17 protein-coding genes are annotated in these 17,865 nt (G+C 73.6%); 7 read left to right on the plus strand and 10 right to left on the minus strand.

Features of this window, described 5'->3' with window-relative positions; all coding sequences use genetic code 11:
• Positions 1-34: 34 nt before the first annotated feature.
• Genes LCN96_RS23760 through LCN96_RS23770 form a run of 3 tightly spaced genes read right to left on the minus strand, consistent with a single transcriptional unit; the run spans position 35 to position 3,068 of the window.
• A complete protein-coding gene (locus LCN96_RS23760; protein WP_225275080.1) occupies positions 35-1,060 on the minus strand; it encodes a branched-chain amino acid ABC transporter permease in 1,026 nt (341 codons plus the stop codon).
• The gene (locus LCN96_RS23765; protein WP_225275081.1) at positions 1,057-1,929 is read right to left on the minus strand and encodes a branched-chain amino acid ABC transporter permease; all 873 of its coding nucleotides are present in this window, start codon (positions 1,927-1,929) and stop codon (positions 1,057-1,059) included. Before LCN96_RS23765 ends, LCN96_RS23760 begins: the two co-directional genes overlap by 4 nt.
• Entirely contained in the window at positions 1,929-3,068 is a 1,140-nt protein-coding gene (locus tag LCN96_RS23770; RefSeq protein ID WP_225275082.1) for an ABC transporter substrate-binding protein, read from the minus strand. The genes LCN96_RS23765 and LCN96_RS23770 overlap by 1 nt, the downstream gene beginning before the upstream one ends.
• A 231-nt stretch (positions 3,069-3,299) precedes the next feature.
• On the opposite strand from LCN96_RS23770, the gene boxB reads away from it, so the two are divergent.
• On the plus strand, positions 3,300-4,784 hold the full coding sequence (gene boxB / locus LCN96_RS23775; RefSeq protein WP_225275083.1) for a benzoyl-CoA 2,3-epoxidase subunit BoxB: 1,485 nt from the start codon (positions 3,300-3,302) through the stop codon (positions 4,782-4,784).
• On the opposite strand, the gene LCN96_RS23780 is transcribed toward boxB, so the two are convergent.
• Positions 4,781-5,626 (minus strand): PaaX family transcriptional regulator, encoded by an 846-nt coding sequence (locus LCN96_RS23780; protein ID WP_225275084.1) that lies wholly within the window; start codon positions 5,624-5,626, stop codon positions 4,781-4,783. The two genes, boxB and LCN96_RS23780, sit on opposite strands and share 4 nt — an antisense overlap.
• A gap of 149 nt (positions 5,627-5,775) precedes the next feature.
• Between LCN96_RS23780 and boxC the strand changes: the two genes are divergently transcribed.
• Positions 5,776-7,446: a 2,3-epoxybenzoyl-CoA dihydrolase gene (gene boxC / locus LCN96_RS23785; RefSeq protein ID WP_225275085.1), complete on the plus strand. Its 1,671-nt coding sequence runs from the start codon at positions 5,776-5,778 to the stop codon at positions 7,444-7,446.
• Positions 7,443-8,303 (plus strand): amidohydrolase family protein, encoded by an 861-nt coding sequence (locus tag LCN96_RS23790; RefSeq protein WP_225275086.1) that lies wholly within the window; start codon positions 7,443-7,445, stop codon positions 8,301-8,303. The genes boxC and LCN96_RS23790 overlap by 4 nt, the downstream gene beginning before the upstream one ends.
• Here the strand turns inward: LCN96_RS23790 and LCN96_RS23795 are convergent.
• The 3 genes from LCN96_RS23795 to LCN96_RS23810 form a co-directional block, all read right to left on the minus strand.
• The gene (locus LCN96_RS23795; protein WP_225275087.1) at positions 8,296-9,489 is read right to left on the minus strand and encodes an MFS transporter; all 1,194 of its coding nucleotides are present in this window, start codon (positions 9,487-9,489) and stop codon (positions 8,296-8,298) included. The genes LCN96_RS23790 and LCN96_RS23795 overlap by 8 nt on opposite strands.
• Before the next feature lie 99 nt (positions 9,490-9,588).
• Positions 9,589-10,533 carry a PrsW family intramembrane metalloprotease gene (locus tag LCN96_RS23800; protein ID WP_225276045.1) on the minus strand — a complete coding sequence of 315 codons (945 nt, stop codon included), beginning with the start codon at positions 10,531-10,533 and terminating at the stop codon, positions 9,589-9,591.
• Between the two features lie 89 nt (positions 10,534-10,622).
• The gene (locus LCN96_RS23810) at positions 10,623-12,068 is read right to left on the minus strand and encodes a CHASE3 domain-containing protein (protein ID WP_311132377.1); all 1,446 of its coding nucleotides are present in this window, start codon (positions 12,066-12,068) and stop codon (positions 10,623-10,625) included.
• A 44-nt stretch (positions 12,069-12,112) separates the two neighbouring features.
• Between LCN96_RS23810 and LCN96_RS23815 the strand changes: the two genes are divergently transcribed.
• Complete coding sequence (locus LCN96_RS23815) at positions 12,113-12,778, plus strand: response regulator (protein ID WP_225275088.1); 666 nt, start codon at positions 12,113-12,115, stop codon at positions 12,776-12,778.
• Here the strand turns inward: LCN96_RS23815 and LCN96_RS23820 are convergent.
• A complete protein-coding gene (locus LCN96_RS23820) occupies positions 12,744-13,112 on the minus strand; it encodes a response regulator (RefSeq protein WP_225275089.1) in 369 nt (122 codons plus the stop codon). The genes LCN96_RS23815 and LCN96_RS23820 overlap by 35 nt on opposite strands.
• Before the next feature lie 72 nt (positions 13,113-13,184).
• Positions 13,185-13,832, minus strand: coding sequence for a DUF1345 domain-containing protein (locus LCN96_RS23825; RefSeq protein WP_225275090.1), 648 nt, complete (start codon positions 13,830-13,832; stop codon positions 13,185-13,187).
• Between the two features lie 142 nt (positions 13,833-13,974).
• On the opposite strand from LCN96_RS23825, the gene LCN96_RS23830 reads away from it, so the two are divergent.
• From LCN96_RS23830 to LCN96_RS23840, 3 genes are all read left to right on the plus strand, one after another.
• A complete protein-coding gene (locus LCN96_RS23830) occupies positions 13,975-15,168 on the plus strand; it encodes a cytochrome P450 (RefSeq protein ID WP_225275091.1) in 1,194 nt (397 codons plus the stop codon).
• A gap of 34 nt (positions 15,169-15,202) precedes the next feature.
• The gene (locus LCN96_RS23835) at positions 15,203-15,826 is read left to right on the plus strand and encodes a TetR/AcrR family transcriptional regulator (protein ID WP_225275092.1); all 624 of its coding nucleotides are present in this window, start codon (positions 15,203-15,205) and stop codon (positions 15,824-15,826) included.
• 144 nt (positions 15,827-15,970) lie between these two features.
• Positions 15,971-17,164 carry an extracellular catalytic domain type 1 short-chain-length polyhydroxyalkanoate depolymerase gene (locus tag LCN96_RS23840; RefSeq protein ID WP_225275093.1) on the plus strand — a complete coding sequence of 398 codons (1,194 nt, stop codon included), beginning with the start codon at positions 15,971-15,973 and terminating at the stop codon, positions 17,162-17,164.
• A gap of 37 nt (positions 17,165-17,201) precedes the next feature.
• On the opposite strand, the gene LCN96_RS23845 is transcribed toward LCN96_RS23840, so the two are convergent.
• Complete coding sequence (locus LCN96_RS23845) at positions 17,202-17,864, minus strand: alpha/beta fold hydrolase (RefSeq protein ID WP_225275094.1); 663 nt, start codon at positions 17,862-17,864, stop codon at positions 17,202-17,204.
• Between the last annotated feature and the right edge of the window lies 1 nt (position 17,865).

Raw genomic sequence — 17,865 nt, forward strand, 5'->3', positions numbered from 1 at the left:
CGCTCCTTCCGGCGGCGCAGCTCCAGCAGGGGCGTCATGGGCGCCGCTCCTTCCGGCCGCGCAGCTCCAGCAGAGGCGTCATGGGAGCCCGGCGCAGTCCCGCCAGACCCCGGGGGAGCAGGAAGACCACGGCCACGAACACCAGCCCCAGCACCAGCGGGCCGTGCCCGCCGATGGAGGCCGGCAGGTTGTCGCGCACGAGCAGCACCAGGGCCGCGCCCAGGCAGGGGCCCCACAGGCTGCCCCCGCCGCCGATGACCACGCTGAGCAGCGCGAGCGCCGCCACCTCGAAGCCGAGATCCGCGGGCGAGACGAACCGGGCGTGCGCCGCCCACAGCGCCCCGCCCACCCCCGCGACGGCGCCGGCCAGGCAGAACACGCCGTACCTGGCGAGCGCGGGCCGGTAGCCGAGCGCCCGCATGCGCGGCTCGTTGTCGCGGATGCCGCGCAACGTCCTGCCGTACGGCGAGCGCACGACGAGCGCCACCGCCGCGTACACCGCGACCGCCACCACCAGCACCCACCAGTAGACGTACCCGGCGGCCAGCAGGGGCGGGCCGCCGAACAGCGTGATCGCCGGCATGCCGGCCAGGCCGTTGCCGGCGCCGACGGCCGGCCAGGTGTCGGCCACCTGGTGCGCCGTCTCGCCGATCGCGAGCGTCAGCATCAGGAAGACGATGCCGCGCGCCCGGACGGCGACCCAGCCGGTGAGCGCGGCGGTGACCAGCCCGGCGGCCAGCCCGGCCAGCGCCTGCACGGCCGCGTCCGGGGTGAGGTGGATGCCGACCAGGGCCGCGGTGTAGGCGCCGGCCCCGAAGTAGGCGGCCTGCCCGAGTGTGGGCAGCCCGGTGACGCCGGTCAGCAGGTCCACGCTGAGCACCAGCACGGCGAAGGCCAGGATCCGCGTCATGGTGGAGATCGGGTAGGCGCTCAGCACCAGCGGCGCGGCCGTCAGCAGCAGGAGCACCGCCGCGCCCGCCAGCGGCCTGACCGCGCCGCGCCGGGGCGCCGACGGGGGCCGGTCGGCCGCGGCGGCGGGGCTCTCGTGGGCGACCTTCACGCGTGCACCGCCGTCCGCGCGGGCAGCAGGCCCGCCGGGCGCAGCAGCAGCACCAGGCCCATCGCCCCGAAGATGAGGAAGGAGGCGTACTCCGGCAGCAGCGTGGTGCCGAGGGCCTGCACCTGCCCGATCAGCACCGCGCCGAGCAGCGCGCCGCGCACCGAGCCCAGGCCGCCGACGACCACCACGACCAGCGCCAGCAGCAGCACCTTCTCGTCCAGCCCCGGCGCGGCGCCCAGGATGGGCCCGGCCAGCACGCCGCCGACCGCCGCGAGCCCTGCCCCCGCCGCGAACACCCCGGTCAGCACCCTGCCCGTGTTGACGCCCAGCGCCGACACCATGCCCCGGTCGGCGACCGTCGCGCGGATCAGCGAGCCCAGCCGGCTCCGCTCGACCAGCACATGCACGCCCACGGCCAGCAGCACGCCGAAGCCGATCACCAGCAGCCGGTAGAGCGGGTAGGTCTGGCCGAGCACGGTCACGCCGCCCGCCACCGGGGCGGGCGCGGTGATGGAGTGCACGTCGTCGCCGAAGGCCATCGACAGCGCCTCGGCAACGACGAGCGAGACGCCGAGCGTGAGCAGCGCCTGGTCGAGGTGGCGGGGCGTGGCCCGGGACAGGCCCGCCAGGACGGTGCCGAGCACGGCGCCCGCCCCGGCGGCGAGCAGCACCGCCGCCACGAAGGTCAGCGCGCCGCCGCCGTCGGCGACCAGCGCCACCGCGACGTACGCGCCCACCAGGTAGACGGCGCCGTGGGCCAGGTTGAGCACGTCCATCATGCCGAACACCAGCGACAGCCCCAGCGCGATGGCGAACAGCAACGCGCCCATCGCCAGCCCGTTGAGCATGCTCACCAGGTAGGTGGCCATCAGCCCAGCTCGCTGACGACGGCGTTGACCATGGCGCCGCCGCTGGAGCGGACCTCGCGCAGGTAGTACTTCTGCTGGGCGTCCTGGTCGGCGCCGAAGCTCCACTGGCCGCGCGGGCTGTCCACGGTCCCCACCGAGCCGAGCGCCTCGACCAGCTCCTCCCCGGTGCCGCCGGGCGCGCCGGCCAGCGCCTTGTCCAGGACCGTGGCGGCGTCGTAGGCCTGCACGGCGTACACCGTGGGGGCCTCGTCGTAGGCCTTGCGGTAGGCGTCCACGAACTCCTTGTTGCGCGGGGTGTCCAGCTCCGCGGAGTAGTGCAGCGACGTCTTCACCCCGGCGGCGGCCTCCCCCTGGGCGTCGAGCACGCCGCCCTCGGTCAGGAACCCGGTGCCGTACAGCGGGGTGCTCTCGGCCAGCCCGAACTCCTGGTACTGCTTGACGAAGCTGACGGCCTCGGCGCCGGCGTAGAAGGCGTAGACGGCCTTCGCGCCGGAGCCGCGGATCGCCGACAGGAAGGGCTGGAAGTCCTGGGTCTTGCCGAAGGGGGTGTACTTCTCCCCGGCGATCCTGCCGCCCGCCGCCTCGAACGTCCTGCGGAACCCGGCGATCATCTCCCGGCCGGCGGCGTAGTCGGCGGCGATCAGGTAGACGCCGCCCTTGACCTCCTCGGCCACGGCGGGGCCCAGCGGGGCCGAGACCTTGCCGTTGGCGAAGCTGGTGCGCCAGACGTACGCGGACTTGCGGGCGCCGGTGATGTCGTCGGCGCCCGCGTTGGCCACCACCAGCGGCTTCCTCGACTCGTGAAAGAAGTCCCGCAGGCCCAGTGCGGTGGCCGAGTTGACCACCCCGACCACCGCGGTCACCTGGTCCTGCGTCACCAGCTTCTGCGCGGCGGGCACGCCCGTCTGCGGCCCCTCACCCTCGTCGGCGCTGACCACCTCGGCGGTACGGCCACCGAGCTTGCCACCGTGCTGGCCGAGATAGAGCTGGAAGCCGTTGCGCATGTCCTCGCCCAGCGGCGCGTAGACGCCCGACAGGGGCACCAGCAGACCGATCTTCACGGCACCGCCGGTCTGGCCGCCGCCGGCCTGGTCGAGGCTGGAGCCGGCGCAACCGGAGAGCATGAGCGTGGTCGTCATGAGGGCAAGGAAGGCAGCGCTGTTCCGTAAGACGTGCATGGCGACACTCCAGGGGGTGGGCTCGGCGCCCCCGCGCTGAGACGGTGGGCCCAGAATCTACAGACATGTGTTGTGGCGTCAATGCCCCGCCGCACGAAGGTGCCGGGGCTCAACGGTGGACCTCGGGCTACACGGCCAGTATTCGCTACACAACTCTTTTGTGACGCAAAGGCTATGTGGCATGTTGAGGAAGTGGACCTGAGCCCTGAATCCCGTACGGGTGCGGCGCCCGCCCCCGCCGGCCCGCTCAGCCGCGTGGACTACGGCGAGCGCATCCCCAACAACGTCGACCTGGCCGGCGACCGCCGCCTGCAGCGCGCGCTGGAGAGCTGGCAGCCCAAGTTCCTCGACTGGTGGAAGAGCCTCGGCCCGGCGCTGCCCACCAAGGACGTCTACCTGCGCACCGCGGTCGCCGTGGGCCGTGACGGGTGGGCGCACTTCGAGTTCGTCCCGATGCGGGAGTACCGCTGGGGCATCTTCCTGGCCGAGCGCGACCCCGGGCGCACGGTCGGCTTCGGCAAGCACAAGGGCGAGCCCGTCTGGCAGGAGGTGCCCGGCGAGCACCGCGCCGACCTGATGCGGCTGATCGTCATCCAGGGCGACACCGAGCCCGCCAGCGTGGAGCAGCAGCGCGTCCTCGGCCACACCGCGCCCAGCATCTACGACCTGCGCAACCTCTTCCAGGTCAACGTCGAGGAGGGCCGCCACCTGTGGGCGATGGTCTACCTCCTGCACGCCTACTTCGGCAGGCAGGGCCGCGAGGAGGCCGAGCAGCTGCTCAAGCGCAACTCCGGCGACCTCGACGCGCCCCGCATCCTCGGCGCGTTCAACGAGCGGACCACCGACTGGCTGCAGTTCTTCATGTTCACCTACTTCACCGACCGTGACGGCAAGTACCAGCTCGGCACCCTGAAGGAGTCGGCGTTCGACCCGCTGGCGCGCACCTGCCAGTTCATGCTCAAGGAGGAGGCCCACCACATGTTCGTGGGCACCACCGGCGTGCAGCGCACCCTGGAGCGCACGGCCGAGCTGATGGCGCGGCACGGCACCGCCGACATCCTCCCGCACGGCGGGATCCCCCTGGAGATCATCCAGAAGTACCTGAACTTCCAGTTCTCCGTCTCGCTGGACCTGTTCGGCTCCGAGCAGTCCACCAACGCGGGCAACTACTACACCTCGGGGCTGAAGGGCCGCTGGATGGAGGGCCGGCGCAAGGACGACCACGTGCTGCTGGAGGACACCCGCGAGCTGCGCTACGTCGAGAACGGGCGGATCAGGACCAGGACCGTGCCGATGCTCAGCGCGCTCAACCTCGACCTGCGCGACGAGTACGCCGCCGACTGCGCCCACGGCGTGCGCCGCTGGAACCAGGCGCTGCGGGACGCCGGCCTGCCCGAGCGGCTCCACCTGCCGCACGAGGGCTTCAACCGCAAGGTCGGCGTCTACGCCGGGCACCACGTCAGCCCGCACGGCGAGGTCATGGACGAGGCCGGCTGGCGGGCCCGCGCCGACGAGTGGCTGCCCACGGCCGAGGACCGCGAGCAGGTCGCCTCCCTCATGGTGCCGGAGTACGAGTACGGCAGGTTCGCGAGCTGGATCGCCCCGCCGAAGACCGGCATCAACGACCAGCCGGTCGAGTTCGACTACGTGCACCTCGCCGAGGAGGGGCTGCTCTAGTGGCGGGTGCCCGCGTGGCCGGCCATGCGCTCCCACTCGGCCTGGGCCCGCCGGTGCCACCGGTTGTGCAGGTCGTGGAAGACGGCCGCCGCCCGGGGGCCGGGCCAGGCGTGGTCGAGCAGCTCGGCGGGCAGGTCGGGGTCGAGGAAGGGGAAGCGCCGCCATTCCTGGATGAGCAGCACCTGGTTGACGAACGCCTCGCGGTCCGTCAGGACCGGCAGGCCCTCGAAGCGCTCGATGAAGGCCACGTAGCGCTTCTCGACGTCGTCGAGGTCCCAGGCCGCTGTGATGATCTTGCTGGTGTCGCCGATGCCCGCCGACGGCCCCGTCCAGGCGTAGGCGCGGTCGGCGAGGTCCAGCTCGCGGACGACCTCGCGCACCGCGGCCTCCTTGGCGGCGTCGGGCACCACCCACAGGCCCGGCGCGGGGGAGCCGAGGCCGAGCCAGGTGAGCTTGGTGCGCAGCCGGTGCCTGAGCTGCCGCTGGGTCTCGGGCACGCCCGCGGTGAGCACGAGCCAGCGCCCGTCCCACGCGTGCGGGCGGCGCATGAAGCTGTAGATGCGCTCGGCGCCCTCGCGCAGCAGCCGGTCGCCGGCCTCGGTCAGCCGCCAGCGCACCTTGCGGCCGTGCCGCTGCGACTGCAGCAGCCCCTCGGCCGCGGTGCGCGCCAGCGCCTGCCGGGCGGACTTCTCCTCCACGCCCAGGGCCGACAGGGCCTCGATCAGGCTGCCGGTCCACGTCTCGGCGCGGCGCGGCATGACGAACTCACCGAGCACGGTCAGCAGCAGCGACCTGGCGCTGGCGGACGTCCTGTCCTGCGTACGCGGCTCGCTCCCGGTCACCGCCCCCTCCTCCCGCGACGTGCCGTGACGCGCATTCTCTCAGGTCAGGCCCGCCTGCCTGACGCCACGAGCCCCGACATACTACAAATACTTGACGCTACTCGGAAATCACGTCGAACATGATGGTCCCGAACCACTCGGAGCGCGCCTTGACCGCCACCGCCGAACCGCCGCCGCAGGTCCGCTTCGCGACCTCACCGGACCGCTACCGCCACTGGACGCTGGAGGTGGACGGGGCGGTGGCCACCGTCACCCTCCGCGTGGACGAGCACGGCGGCCTCGTGCCCGGCTACGAGCTGAAGCTGAACTCCTACGACCTCGGCGTCGACATCGAGCTGTACGACCTCGTGCAACGCCTGCGCTTCGAGCACCCGGAGGTCGGGGCCGTGGTGCTGACCGGCGGGCTGGACCGCATGTTCTGCGCCGGGGCCAACATCCGCATGCTCGCCCAGTCGTCGCACGCCTGGAAGGTGAACTTCTGCAAGTTCACCAACGAGACCCGCAACGGCATCGAGGACGCCACCGAGCACTCCGGCCAGACCTGGATCGCCGCGCTGAACGGCACCGCCGCAGGCGGCGGCTACGAGCTGGCGCTGGCCTGCGACCAGATCGTCCTGGTCGACGACGGCTCCTCGGCCGTCTCCCTGCCCGAGGTGCCGCTGCTCGGCGTGCTGCCCGGCACCGGCGGCCTGACCCGCGTGGTGGACAAGCGGCACGTGCGCAAGGACCGCGCCGACGTCTTCGCCACCAGGCCGGAGGGCCTGCGCGGCCGTACCGCCGCCGAATGGGGGCTGGTGGACGCCGCCGTGCCGCGCCACGCCTTCGGCCAGGAGGTGGCCGGGCGCGCCGCGGCTGCCGTGGCGGCCTCCTCGCGTCCCGCCGGCGCGCGGGGCGTGCCCCTGACGCCCCTGGCCCGCAAGGACGACGGCGACCACCTCACCTATCCCTACCTGTCGGCCCGCCTCGACCGGGCCGGGCGCCGCGCCGAGATCACCGTGCTGGGCCCGCACGACGCCCCGCCCGCCGACCCCGCCGCCCAGGGCGCCGACTACTGGCCGCTGGCCGTCACCCGCGCCCTGGACGACCTCATCCTGCACCTGCGGACCAACGAGCCCGGCCTCGGCATCTGGGTGCTGCGCACGGCGGGCGACCCCGAGCGGGTGCTGGCCTACGACGCCCAGCTCCACGCGCTGGACGGCTGGTTCGCCGACGAGGTGCGCCACTACTACAAGCGCACGCTCAAGCGGCTCGACGTCACCAGCCGCAGCCTCATCGCCGTCATCGAGCCCGGCACCGCCTTCGCCGGGCTGCTGGCCGAGCTGGCGCTGGCCGCCGACCGGCAGTACATGCTGGAGGGCGTGTACGAGGACCGCGACGACGACGCCGTCCCCGCCACCCTCGTCCTGACCCCGTCCAACGACGGCGACCACCCGATGGGCAACGGCCTGTCCCGCCTGCGCTCCCGCTTCTGGGGCGACGACCCGGGCCTGGACGCCGTACGGGCCCGGCTGGGCGAGCCGCTGGACGCCGCAGCGGCCGCCGGCCTCGGCCTGGTCACCATGGCCCTGGACGACCTCGACTTCGAGGAGGAGTTGCGCATCGCGTTCGAGGAACGCGCCTCGCTCTCGCCCGACGCGCTGACCGGCATGGAGGCCAACCACCGCTTCGCCGGCCCGGAGACCATGGAGACCAAGATCTTCGGCCGCCTCTCCGCCTGGCAGAACTGGATCTTCACCCGGCCGAACGCCGCCGGCCCCGACGGCGCGCTGCGCCGCTACGGCACCGGCCGCAAGGGCGACTACGACCTGGAGCGGGTGTGATCGACGGCCTCGCGCTCATCGACGCGCATGTGCACGTGCCGTTGCTCGGCACCCTCAAACCCGCCTGGCTGCGCTGGGCCCGCGACTTCGGCCCCGAGGGCCTGCTCCAGGACGTCTGGGACGCAGGCGGCAGGCCGCGCCCGGCCCGCCTGGACGAGCTCTTCGCCGCGCAGGGCGTGGACGCCGCCCTGCTGTTCTGCGAGTACAGCCCGAAGACGACCGGCACGCAGCCCTTCGAGGACCTGCTGCCCATCGTCGAGCACAACCCGTCCCGCTTCCGCCCGGTCGCCAACGTCAACCCGCACCTGCACTTCCCCCTCGCCGCCGAGGTCCGGCGCCAGCTCGATCTCGGTGCCGCCGCGCTCAAGCTGCATCCGGTGCACGGCGGCTTCCGCTGCGACGACGCGGCCCTCTACCGGGCCTACCACGTGCTGGAGGAGCGCGGCGTCCCGCTCGTCGTGCACTGCGGCACCAGTACCTTCCCCGGCTCGGCCAACGAGCACGCCGACCCGCGCCTCCTCCTGCCCGTCGTCCGCGACTTCCCCGGACTGAAGATCGTGCTCGCGCACGGCGGGCGCGGCTGGTGGTACGACGCCGCGGCCTTCCTCGTCCTGGCGCACGACACCGTGTGGCTGGAGCTGTCGGGCCTGCCGCCCAAACGGCTGCCCGAGTACTACGCGCGCTTCGACCTCGTCCGCCTCGCCCGCCGCTGGATCTTCGGCACCGACTGGCCGGGCGTGCCCGGCATCGCGGCGAACGCGCGGGCCGTCGCCGGGCTGGTGCCCGGCGAGGTGGCGGCGGCGGTGCTCGCGGGCAACGCCAGGCACGTCTACGCGGGCCTGCCTCCCGCTACTTGACGCCGGAGGGCGAGCCGGCGGCACGGCGGCCGGTGTCCACGGCGGGGGCCAGCACGAAGGCGGCGGCGACGCAGGCGAGCACCACGAGCATGGCCGGGCGCAGGCCCCAGTGGTCGCCGAGGAAGCCGAGCCCCGGCGGGCCGACGAGGAAGGCGACGTAGCCGATCGTGGCCACCAGACTCACGCGGGCGGTCTGCTCGGGCCCGGTCTCCCCGGCCGCCGACAGCGCGACGGGGAAGCCCAGCGACGCGCCGAGCCCCCAGAACAGCACCGCCGCCCCGGCCAGGACGGCGTTGCCGGAGAAGATGACCAGCAGCAGGCCGAGCGCCCCCGAGGCGGCGCTGGCGCGCATGACGGCGGTCCGGCCGAACCGGTCGAGGAAGAAGGTGCCGCAGAACCGGCCGGCGGTCATGGCGGCGGCGAAGCCGGTGTAGACGAGGGAGCCGGAGGTGGCGTCCAGGCCGTGCCCGTCCACCATGAGCAGTGGCAGCCAGTCGTTGGCCGCGCCCTCGGCCAGCGCCATCGCCAGGACGATGGCGCCGATGAGCAGGAGCCGGGTGTCCCTCCAGAGCGCGGGCCGCGGGCTGCCGGGGCCGGGGTGCTCTGCGGTGCCGAGGCCGGTGCCCGCCGGGACGGAGCGGATGGCGTACAGGAGGATCGCGGCGCAGAGCAGGGTGACGGCGGCCAGGTGCCCGTGCACGGGGAAGCCGGCGGCGGTGGCCGCGATGCCCGCGCAGGCGCCGATGACGGTGCCCAGGCTGAAGCAGCCGTGCAGGGCGGGCAGCGTGGTCCTGCCGGTGATGCGCTCGACGTCGGCGCCGTCCACGTTCACGGCGACGTCGCCCGCGCCCATCCCCGCGCCGAACCCGCACAGGCCCGCCACGACCAGCGGCACGGACGACAGGAGGCTGCCGGCGCTGATGACGGCCAGGCTCGCGACGATCAGTGCGGTGCCGAGGCCGATGACGGGCCTGGTGCCGTAGCGGGAGGTGAGCCGCCCCGAGCTGAGGATGCCGAGCATGGAGCCGAGGGACAGGCCGAACAGGATCCAGCCCATCTGGCCGGTCGTGGCCTCCAGGCCGTCGCGCAGGTCCGGGGTGCGGGTGACCCACGAGGACATCGCGATGCCGGGCAGGAGGAAGAACAGGAACAACGCCTGACGGCGCCGGCGGGTGGCGAGGTCCATGTGCGTGAGCGCTCCGGGGATTTCCGATTCATGCAGCTTTATGCATGAAGGCGATCATATAGGTGGAAATATCCGGCGCGAGGGCCGAAGGGGCGCCGCTCACGAGGGGTGGGCCGCGCTCCTCGCGGGGCGGGCGCGACGGACCCACTGCAGCAGGAGCAGGGCCAGGCCGACGAACCCGTCCACCGCCAGCAGCCCCCAGTTGAGCATCGTGAACAGGTGCACCTGCCCCTGGGTGACACCGCGCAGCTGGCCGAGCCGGATGACGTCCATCCACTGGGCCGGGCTGCCGGTCAGCACCAGGGTCAGCCACACCGCGATCGTCTGCGCCGCGTCCCACAGGGCGTGCAGCAGCACCACCACGGCGTACCAGCCGAGGAGCGGCAGCAGCCGGCCGCCGCGGGCGCGCGCGGCGGTCGCGAACAGCACGCCGCCGAGCAGCGCGGTCCACAGCCCGTGCCCGACGGGGGCGAGCACCGCCCGCAACGCCTCGGTCTCGACGAGGTCGAGCAGCGACAGGCCGCCGGAGGTGAACAGCGCGTTGAAGGCGTACCCGGCGCTCTCGAACGCGGCGAAGCCGAAGCCCACGGCCGCGCCGAGCACCATGCCGTCACGGGCGGTGTAGCAGGGCAGGCGGCGGGCCAGCAGCCAGAGCACGGCCAGCTTGACGCCCTCCTCGATCGCGCCGATGGCCAGGTAGCCCCAGCCCGACAGGTGCGTGAGCAGCGCCGACTCCAGGATCGAGGCGCCCAGGACGCCGAGCACGCCGCCGTAGACGAACGCGGCGAAGATGCGCTGGGCGGTGATCACGGCGTCGGCGTGCCGGAAGGCGAAGGCGACGAACGTGACAGGCACCAGGAAGCTGCCGACCAGGATGATCGTCGGGACCAGGTTGGCGTTGCCGGTGACGAACGTGACGACCACGGTCGCCACCCACAGCGCCAGGCCGCCGAGGAAGATGCGGACCCAGCTCGGGCCGGAGCGCGCCGGCTCCGGCTCGCGGAAGTGGCGGACGTCAGGGGGGAAGGTCGCTGGTGACTGCACCGCGGGCTCCTTTCGGGAAGCGGTCGAGGCTTCCTGATCAGGATCTTCCGTACGTGCGGCGCTGTCGTCCCGGCCAGCGGCCAACCCGGCTACCTGCTGGCTGGAATCCCCGGATCCCGGCCAGCCTCCGTCACGGGCAGCCCGGCGTGCAGGGTGGTGCCCTGGCCAGGCGGGCTGTCCACGGTGAACGTGCCGCCGAGCGCCTCGACCCGGTCGGCGAGCCCGAGCAGGCCGGAGCCCGCGCCGGTGGTGGCGCCGCCGGCGCCGTCGTCGGCGATCCGCAGCCGCACCCTGCCGTCCGCCACGTGCGCCCGCACGGTCACGACGGTGGCTTCGGCGTGCTTGGCGGTGTTGGTGAGCGCCTCGGAGACCACGTAGTAGGCGGCCACCTCGACGGCCTCGGGCAGCCGGCCGGGCACGTCCACGTCCAGCTCGACCGGCACCGGGCTGCGGCGGGCCAGGGCCTTCAGCGCCGGGCCGAGCCCGGCCTCGCTGAGGATGGCGGGGTGGATGCCGCGGGAGATCTCGCGCAGCTCGTCCACCGCCTCGCCGAGGGCGTCGGCCAGCCGGTCGAGGGGCTCGGTGAGGCCGGGGCTCCGCGGCAGCGTCGCCTGGGTGGCGCGCACGTCCAGGACGAGGGAGACCAGCCGCTGCTGGATGCCGTCGTGCAGGTCGCGTTCGATCCGGCGGCGGGCCTGGTCGGCGGAGGTGACGATGCGGGAGCGGGAGGCGGCCAGCTCCGCCCGCTGCCGGTCCAGCGTGGCCGTCATGCTGTTGAAACCGCGCTCCAGGACGCCGATCTCGCCGGCCCCGCGCTCGGGGACCCGGGCCCGCAGGTCCCCGTCGGCCAGCCGCCGGGTGGCGCCGGCGAGCCGCCGTACCGGAGCGACGACCACGCGGGCCAGGTAGTGGGAGTAGGCGCCGATCAGCGCGACCGACGCGACCAGCCCGGCCACCCCCACCGCGCCGGCCCGCCACGCCGCGGCGCCGGAGCGGAGCTGCTCGGCCCTGGTCAGCGACAGCCCCGCCGCCACCAGCGTGTCGAACTCCCCGCGCAGCGCGTCCACGCGGCGCGCGCCCTCGGCGGTCCCGGCGTCACGCGCTCCGCCACCGCCGGCGCGCATGGCCCGCACCAGGGGAGCGGAGTAGTCGTCGATGTAGGAGATGCCCGCCGCCGCGATGCGCCGGGCCAGCTCACGCTGGCCGGGGTCGCCCGCCACCAGCCGCTCCAGCTCGCCCGCCTGCCCGGGGAAGGCGGCGACGGCGGCGTCCCACGGCCGCAGGTAGCTCTCCTGGCCGGTCAGGGCGAAGCCGCGCTGACCCGTCTCCATGTCGATGATCAGGCGTTCCAGCCGGTTCGCCATGGCCAGGACCTGCGCCGAGCGCTCCTCGCGGCGCCAGGAGTCACGCAGGTCGGCGATGGAGACCAGCAGGACCGCGAACGCCCCGCCCACGATCAGCGCGAGCACCGCGCCGGCCGTCACCGTACGCAGGGTCAGGCCACGACCGGGCGGCAGTGACCCGCCAACGTTCATGCCCGGAGTGTACCGATCAGGGCGCGGGGCCCGATAATGCCCGCATGGCCGATACGCAGGTGGTTCTCGCCGACGACGACGTGCTGCTGCGCGAGGGGCTGGCCAGCCTGCTCGCGCGCTCCGGCCTGGACGTGGTCGGGCAGGCGGGAGACGCCGAGGAGCTGATGGACCTGGTCCGCGAGCGGCAGCCTGGGCTGGTCATCGTGGACATCCGGATGCCGCCCACCAACACCGTCGAGGGGCTGCGGGCCGCCGCGCAGATCCGCGAGCAGCACCCGGAGGTCGGCATCCTGGTGCTGTCGGTGCACGCCGAGGCCGAGCACGCGATGCGGCTGCTGGCCAGCGGCGCCGGCATCGGCTACCTGCTCAAGAGCCGGGTCACCGACGTGGCGGACTTCGTCGACACGGCCCGGCGCATCGCCAGGGGCGGCTCGGTCGTGGATCCCGCGCTGGTGCAGGAGCTGGTCTCGGCCCGCAGCAGGAACGACCCACTGGACGCGCTGAGCGCCAGGGAGCGGGAGGTGCTGGAGCTGATGGCCGAGGGCCGCTCCAACGCCGGCATCGCCAGGCGGCTGTGGGTGACCGAGGGCACGGTGGAGAAGCACGTGCGCAGCATCCTCACCAAGCTCGGCCTGACCGAGGCCGACGACGACCACCGGCGGGTGCTGGCCGTCCTCACCTATCTGGACGCCCGCCTCCAGGCCCGCTGAGCAGCGCCCGGATGGCCGGCCCCGACAGCCGCGCCTTCGGCAGGAACCCCACGGCCGAGCTGGCCGCGACGAGCTGGCCGAGGTCGTCGGGGTCCCGGGTGGAGATCAGGATGACCGGGACGGTCTCCAGGCGGCGCGCCACCTCGAAGCCGCTCTCCTCGCCCAGCCCGACGTCCACCAGCGCGACGTCGGGCCGCAGCGCCGCGGCCAGCTCCAGCGCCCGGCCGCCGGTCTCGGCCGTGCCGACGACGCGGACGTCCTGCAGCTCCAGCAGCCGGCGCGCGGCCTCCACGAACCGCCGGCTGTCATCGACGATCAGGCAGCGCAACTCCACGGCTCCAGGCTGCCACCCGGACGGGGTGCCCGGCATTCCCGCTAGCTGCAACCTCCGGCCGGCGGCGCGAGCTCATCGGCCCAGCCCGGCGACCAGGTTGATGGTCAGCGCCACGATGACCGTGCCGAACAGGTACGACAGCAGCGCCTGGCGCAGCACCGCCGAACGGAACGCGGAGCTGTTCAGCTCGGTGTCGGAGACCTGGAACGTCATCCCGACGGTGAAGGCCAGGTAGGCGAAGTCGGTGAAGCGCGGCTGGGCGCCGGGGTCGCTGTCGTGGAAGTCGATGCCCCCGGCGCCGTCGGAGTAGTACATCAGCGCGTACCGCAGCGTGAAGATCGTGTGCACCACCGCCCACGAGGCCACCACGCTGGCGACCCCGAGCCCCACGTCGAGCACCGGGCCGGTGCCGGTCTGCACGATCATGTTGCCGACCGCCGCCAGGCTGGCCACGGCGGCGACGACCACGGCCACGTCCGCCCCGGCGCGCGTGGGGTCCTCCCGGTCCACGTCGGCGGCGGTCTGCGGGCCGTCGAGCGAGGCGATCCGCGCCCACGTGACCGTCAGGAACATCACCGCAGCCGCGTCCCAGCCGATCAGCGGCAGGTAGGGCAGCGGTGCGAGCGCCGCGAGCGCCGCCACGGCCACCAGCCCGGTGGCGGCGGCGGCCAGCGCGGCACGCCGTACCGAGGCTCCGAGCAGCTCACACACCCGCGTCATCACCATGGTTGTGCCACTCCGCCGGTGATCTACACCCGCCGCGCCGGGCGGCGATCCTCGGCGGGCACCGCGCGATCCCGGAAATGATGGGCTACTCTCGTTTTTGTCACACGCGGTCAGTCAAGGTCGTCCGGGAGATGACATGAGCGATTCCGTGACGTTGCCCCTGCACATGCGGCGCAACGGTTTTGACCCCGACCCCGAGCTGTCGGCGGTGCGCGACGAGGAGGGCGTGCGCCGGGTGGCCACCCCGTTCGGCGTCGACGCGTGGCTCGTCAGCCGCTTCGCCGACGTGCGGGAGGTGCTCGGCGACGCCACCCGCTTCAGCAACGCCAGGGCCATGCTGTTCCGGCCGGCCGGCGAGGAGTACAGCGAGGAGCAGCGCAGGCGGATGCGGGCGGGCAACCTGCTCGCCTTCGACCCGCCCGAGCACAACCGGCTGCGCCGCATCCTGACTCCGGAGTTCACCATGCGGCGGATGCGCCGCCTGGAGCCGCGCATCCACGAGATCGTCCGCGAGCACCTCGACGCGATGGAGCGGACGGGGCCGCCCGCCGACCTGGTCTCCGCCTTCGCGCTGCCGATCCCCTCCCTGGTCATCTGCGAGCTGCTCGGCGTGCCGTACGCCGACCGTGACGCCTTCCAGCGGCGCACCGGCAAGGTGCTCGACATCTCGCTGCCGTTCGAGGAGCGCGCGGCGGCGAACCTGGAGCAGCGCGCCTACATGGCCGAGCTGGTCGCGGGCGCCCAGGCCGATCCCGGCGACGACATGCTCGGCATGCTGGTCCGCGAGCACGGCGGCGACCTGTCCACCGACGAGCTGGTGGGCATCGCCTCCCTGCTGCTGCTGGCCGGCCACGAGACCACCTCCAACATGCTCGGCCTCGGCACCCTGGCCCTGCTGCGCCACCCCGACCAGCTCGACCTGCTCAGGAAGGAGCCCGAGCGGATCGGCGCCACCGTCGAGGAGCTGCTGCGCTGGCTCAGCATCGTGCACTCCGGCACCAGCAAGGTCACCACCACGGACGTCGAGCTGTCCGGCGTCCGCATCCCGGCCGGCGAGGTCGTGATCTGCGCCCTGCCCGCCGCCAACCGCGACCCTGGCTTCATCGCCGATCCCGAGCGGCTCGACATCACCCGCGGCGACCTCGGCCACGTCGCCTTCGGCCACGGCGTGCACCACTGCCTGGGCGCGCCGCTGGCCAGGATGGAGATGCGCATCGCCTTCCCGGCGCTGTTCGAGCGCTTCCCCGGGTTGCGGGAGACCGGCACCCCGCCGCGGTTCCGCTCCTTCAACGTCGTGTACGGCCTGTCCGCCTTCGAAGTCGCCTGGTAACCCCCCTTTCCGCCCGGCTGCTAGCGTTCACCGTGTGCACGAGCAGCGACAGCGAGCCGATGCGCTGCGCAACGCCGACAGGATCGTCCGGGCCGCGATCGCGATCCTGGGCGAGCGCGGCCCCGAGGTGTCCCTCGAAGAGATCGCCCGGCACGCGGGCATCGGCAGCGCCACCGTCTACCGGCGCTTCGGCGACCGCGACGGCGTGATCAGGGCCGCCTTCGAGACGTACTTCGCCGAGGAGGTGGAGCCGCTGGTGGTGGCCGCCCGCGACGCCGCCGACCCCGGCGAGGCGCTGGCCGGGGTGCTGACGGCGACGGTCGACACGCTGGCCGCCCACCACGGGCTGCTGAAGGCCGCCCGGCAGGCGGGCGCCTCCACGGTGGACATCGCGGCGCGGTTCATGGGGCCGCTCGGCACCGTGCTGGACCGGGCCCAGCGGGCGGGGCAGGTGCGCGCCGACCTGGTCGCCCGTGATCTGGCCGCGATCGTCATCATGGCGCTGGCCACCGCCCACCCCGCCGATCCCGCTCATCAGGATCCCCGCCGCTACCTGGCCCTGCTGCTGTCGAGCCTGCGGCCGTCCGGCGACGAGCTGCCCGCGCCCTCCTCGGCGCGACTCCTGGAACCGAGCCCCAGGCGCTGCCCGCAGGTGTGACGGCCCCCGTCTTGATGGCGTCAGGAGTGACGTGACGGCCGCCCGTGCTGGCGGCGTCAGGAGTGTGGACCCGCACCATGTCGCCGGCGTCCGCCGCCGTCTAACGTGCGCTGCAACACCCCCCAGAAGAGCAGGGAGCCTGCCATGGCCACCACTCTCCTCAGCCGCGCCGTCACCCTCCTCCTGCTGGCCGTCCTGCCGTGGACGGCCCTGTCGGCCCAGCGGCCCGCGCGGGCGGCGTCGCTGGTCCAGGTCACCTCGTTCGGCACCAACCCCGGCAACCTCACCATGCACGCCTACCGGCCCGCCGGGCTGGGCGCCGGCCGCCCGCTGGTCGTCCTGCTGCACGGCTGCACCCAGAACGCGAGCGGCTACTTCGCCTCCTCCGGCTGGCGCAGGTACGCCGACCAGTGGGGCTTCACCCTGGTGCTGGCACAGACCGGCAGCGCCAACAACTCCGCGAGCTGCTTCAACTGGTTCCAGCCCGGCGACACCACGCGCGACCAGGGTGAGGCCGCCTCGATCCGCGGCATGGTCGCCCACGCCGTCTCGGCCTACGGCGCCGACCCCGCGCGCGTGTACGTCAGCGGGCTCTCGGCGGGCGGCGCCATGGCGGCGGTCATGCTCGCCACGTACCCGGACGTCTTCGCGGCCGGGTCGATCGGCGCGGGCCTGGCCTACCGGTGCGCCACCAGCCTGACCCAGGCCTCCGGCTGCCAGTACGGCCCCACCCAGCGGACCCCGCGGCAGTGGGGCGACCTGGTGCGCGCCGCCCACCCCGGCCCGTACCCGAGGGTGGCGATCTGGCAGGGCCAGTCGGACTACACCGTGGTCCCCGCGAACGGCAGGCAGCTGCGCGACCAGTGGACCGACGTGCGCGGCGTGTCCCAGACCCCCACGGCCACGCGCTCCCTCACCGGCGGCACCACCCTGACCGTGTACGGCGCCGACGACGTGCGGCTGTACGAGATCGCCGGCATGGGCCACGGCCTGCCGGTGGACCCGGGCAGCGGGGCCGACCAGTGCGGGTCCACGGCCGCCTACTTCCTGGACACCATCTGCTCGGCCTACCACGACGCCCGCTTCTTCGGCCTGGACGGCGGCGCTTCCCCGACCCCGACGCCGACCCCGACCCCGACGCCCACCCCGACGGTGCCTGGGACGTGCGTGCGGGCGAGCAACTACGCCCACACCACCGCGGGCCGCGCCCACCAGTCCGGCGGCTACACCTACGCCAACGGCTCCAACGACCCGATGGGCCTGTGGAACACCGCCGTCGTGCACGGTCTCCGGCAGACCGGCCCCGACTACTGGGTGCTCGCGGACGGCGAGTGCTGAGCGCCCCGCCCGCTCGCCCGCCGGCGGGAACGCCCGCTCACCCGGCGGCGGGAACCCCGGCCAGGTAGTCGGCCACCTCGCCCGGCCGCGACAACATCACCATGTGGCCGCCGGGCATCTCGTCCGGCACGATGCCGAGCCGCTCCCGCACGTGCCGGCGCGTGAACTCCGGCGGGAAGAACCGGTCGTCGCGGCAGAGCAGGTACCGCGTCGGCACGTCCGGCCAGGCGTCCAGCGGCCACGGCTGGTTGTAGGCCACGTCCATGCTCATCTTCTCGGCGAGCGCCCGGTCGTGGGCCAGCACCCGCTCGGCCAGGTCGCGCGGCACGTCCTGAAGGTAGAGCTCGTACTCGTCCTCGATGCCGGGCGAGGGGTGACCGGTGCGTTCCCACCACTGCGCCGGCGGCTCGCCCGGGGTCGGGATCATGGCGGTCAGCATGACCAGCGCCGCGGCCTCGACCCGGGCGCAGACGAGGGGTCCGACGAAGCCGCCCCAGGAGTGGGCCACCACCACGAGAGGCCGGCGCTCGCCGATCTCCCGGACGACGGCGTCGGCGTAGTCCCAGAGCGTCTCGTTCGGGTCGGACATCGGCAGGGTCACCGCGACCGTGTCGTGCCCCCGGTCGCGCAGCTCCGCCTCGACCAGGTGCCAGTCGAGGCCGCTGCCGCCGCCGCCGTGGATGAGAGCGTAGGTTGTCATG

The sequence above is a fragment of the Nonomuraea gerenzanensis genome, assembly GCF_020215645.1.
Classification (GTDB): Bacteria; Actinomycetota; Actinomycetes; order Streptosporangiales; family Streptosporangiaceae; genus Nonomuraea; species Nonomuraea gerenzanensis.

Coding starts and splice junctions, on each gene's coding strand:
- LCN96_RS23795 (WP_225275087.1), bottom strand. CDS start 9,489: ATGGACCTCGCCACCCGCCGGCGCCGTCAGGCGTTGTTCCTGTTCTTC.
- LCN96_RS23830 (WP_225275091.1), top strand. CDS start 13,975: ATGAGCGATTCCGTGACGTTGCCCCTGCACATGCGGCGCAACGGTTTT.
- LCN96_RS23770 (WP_225275082.1), bottom strand. CDS start 3,068: ATGACGACCACGCTCATGCTCTCCGGTTGCGCCGGCTCCAGCCTCGAC.
- LCN96_RS23815 (WP_225275088.1), top strand. CDS start 12,113: ATGGCCGATACGCAGGTGGTTCTCGCCGACGACGACGTGCTGCTGCGC.
- LCN96_RS23840 (WP_225275093.1), top strand. CDS start 15,971: ATGGCCACCACTCTCCTCAGCCGCGCCGTCACCCTCCTCCTGCTGGCC.
- LCN96_RS23845 (WP_225275094.1), bottom strand. CDS start 17,864: ATGACAACCTACGCTCTCATCCACGGCGGCGGCGGCAGCGGCCTCGAC.
- LCN96_RS23810 (WP_311132377.1), bottom strand. CDS start 12,068: ATGAACGTTGGCGGGTCACTGCCGCCCGGTCGTGGCCTGACCCTGCGT.
- LCN96_RS23765 (WP_225275081.1), bottom strand. CDS start 1,929: ATGGCCACCTACCTGGTGAGCATGCTCAACGGGCTGGCGATGGGCGCG.
- LCN96_RS23825 (WP_225275090.1), bottom strand. CDS start 13,832: ATGACGCGGGTGTGTGAGCTGCTCGGAGCCTCGGTACGGCGTGCCGCG.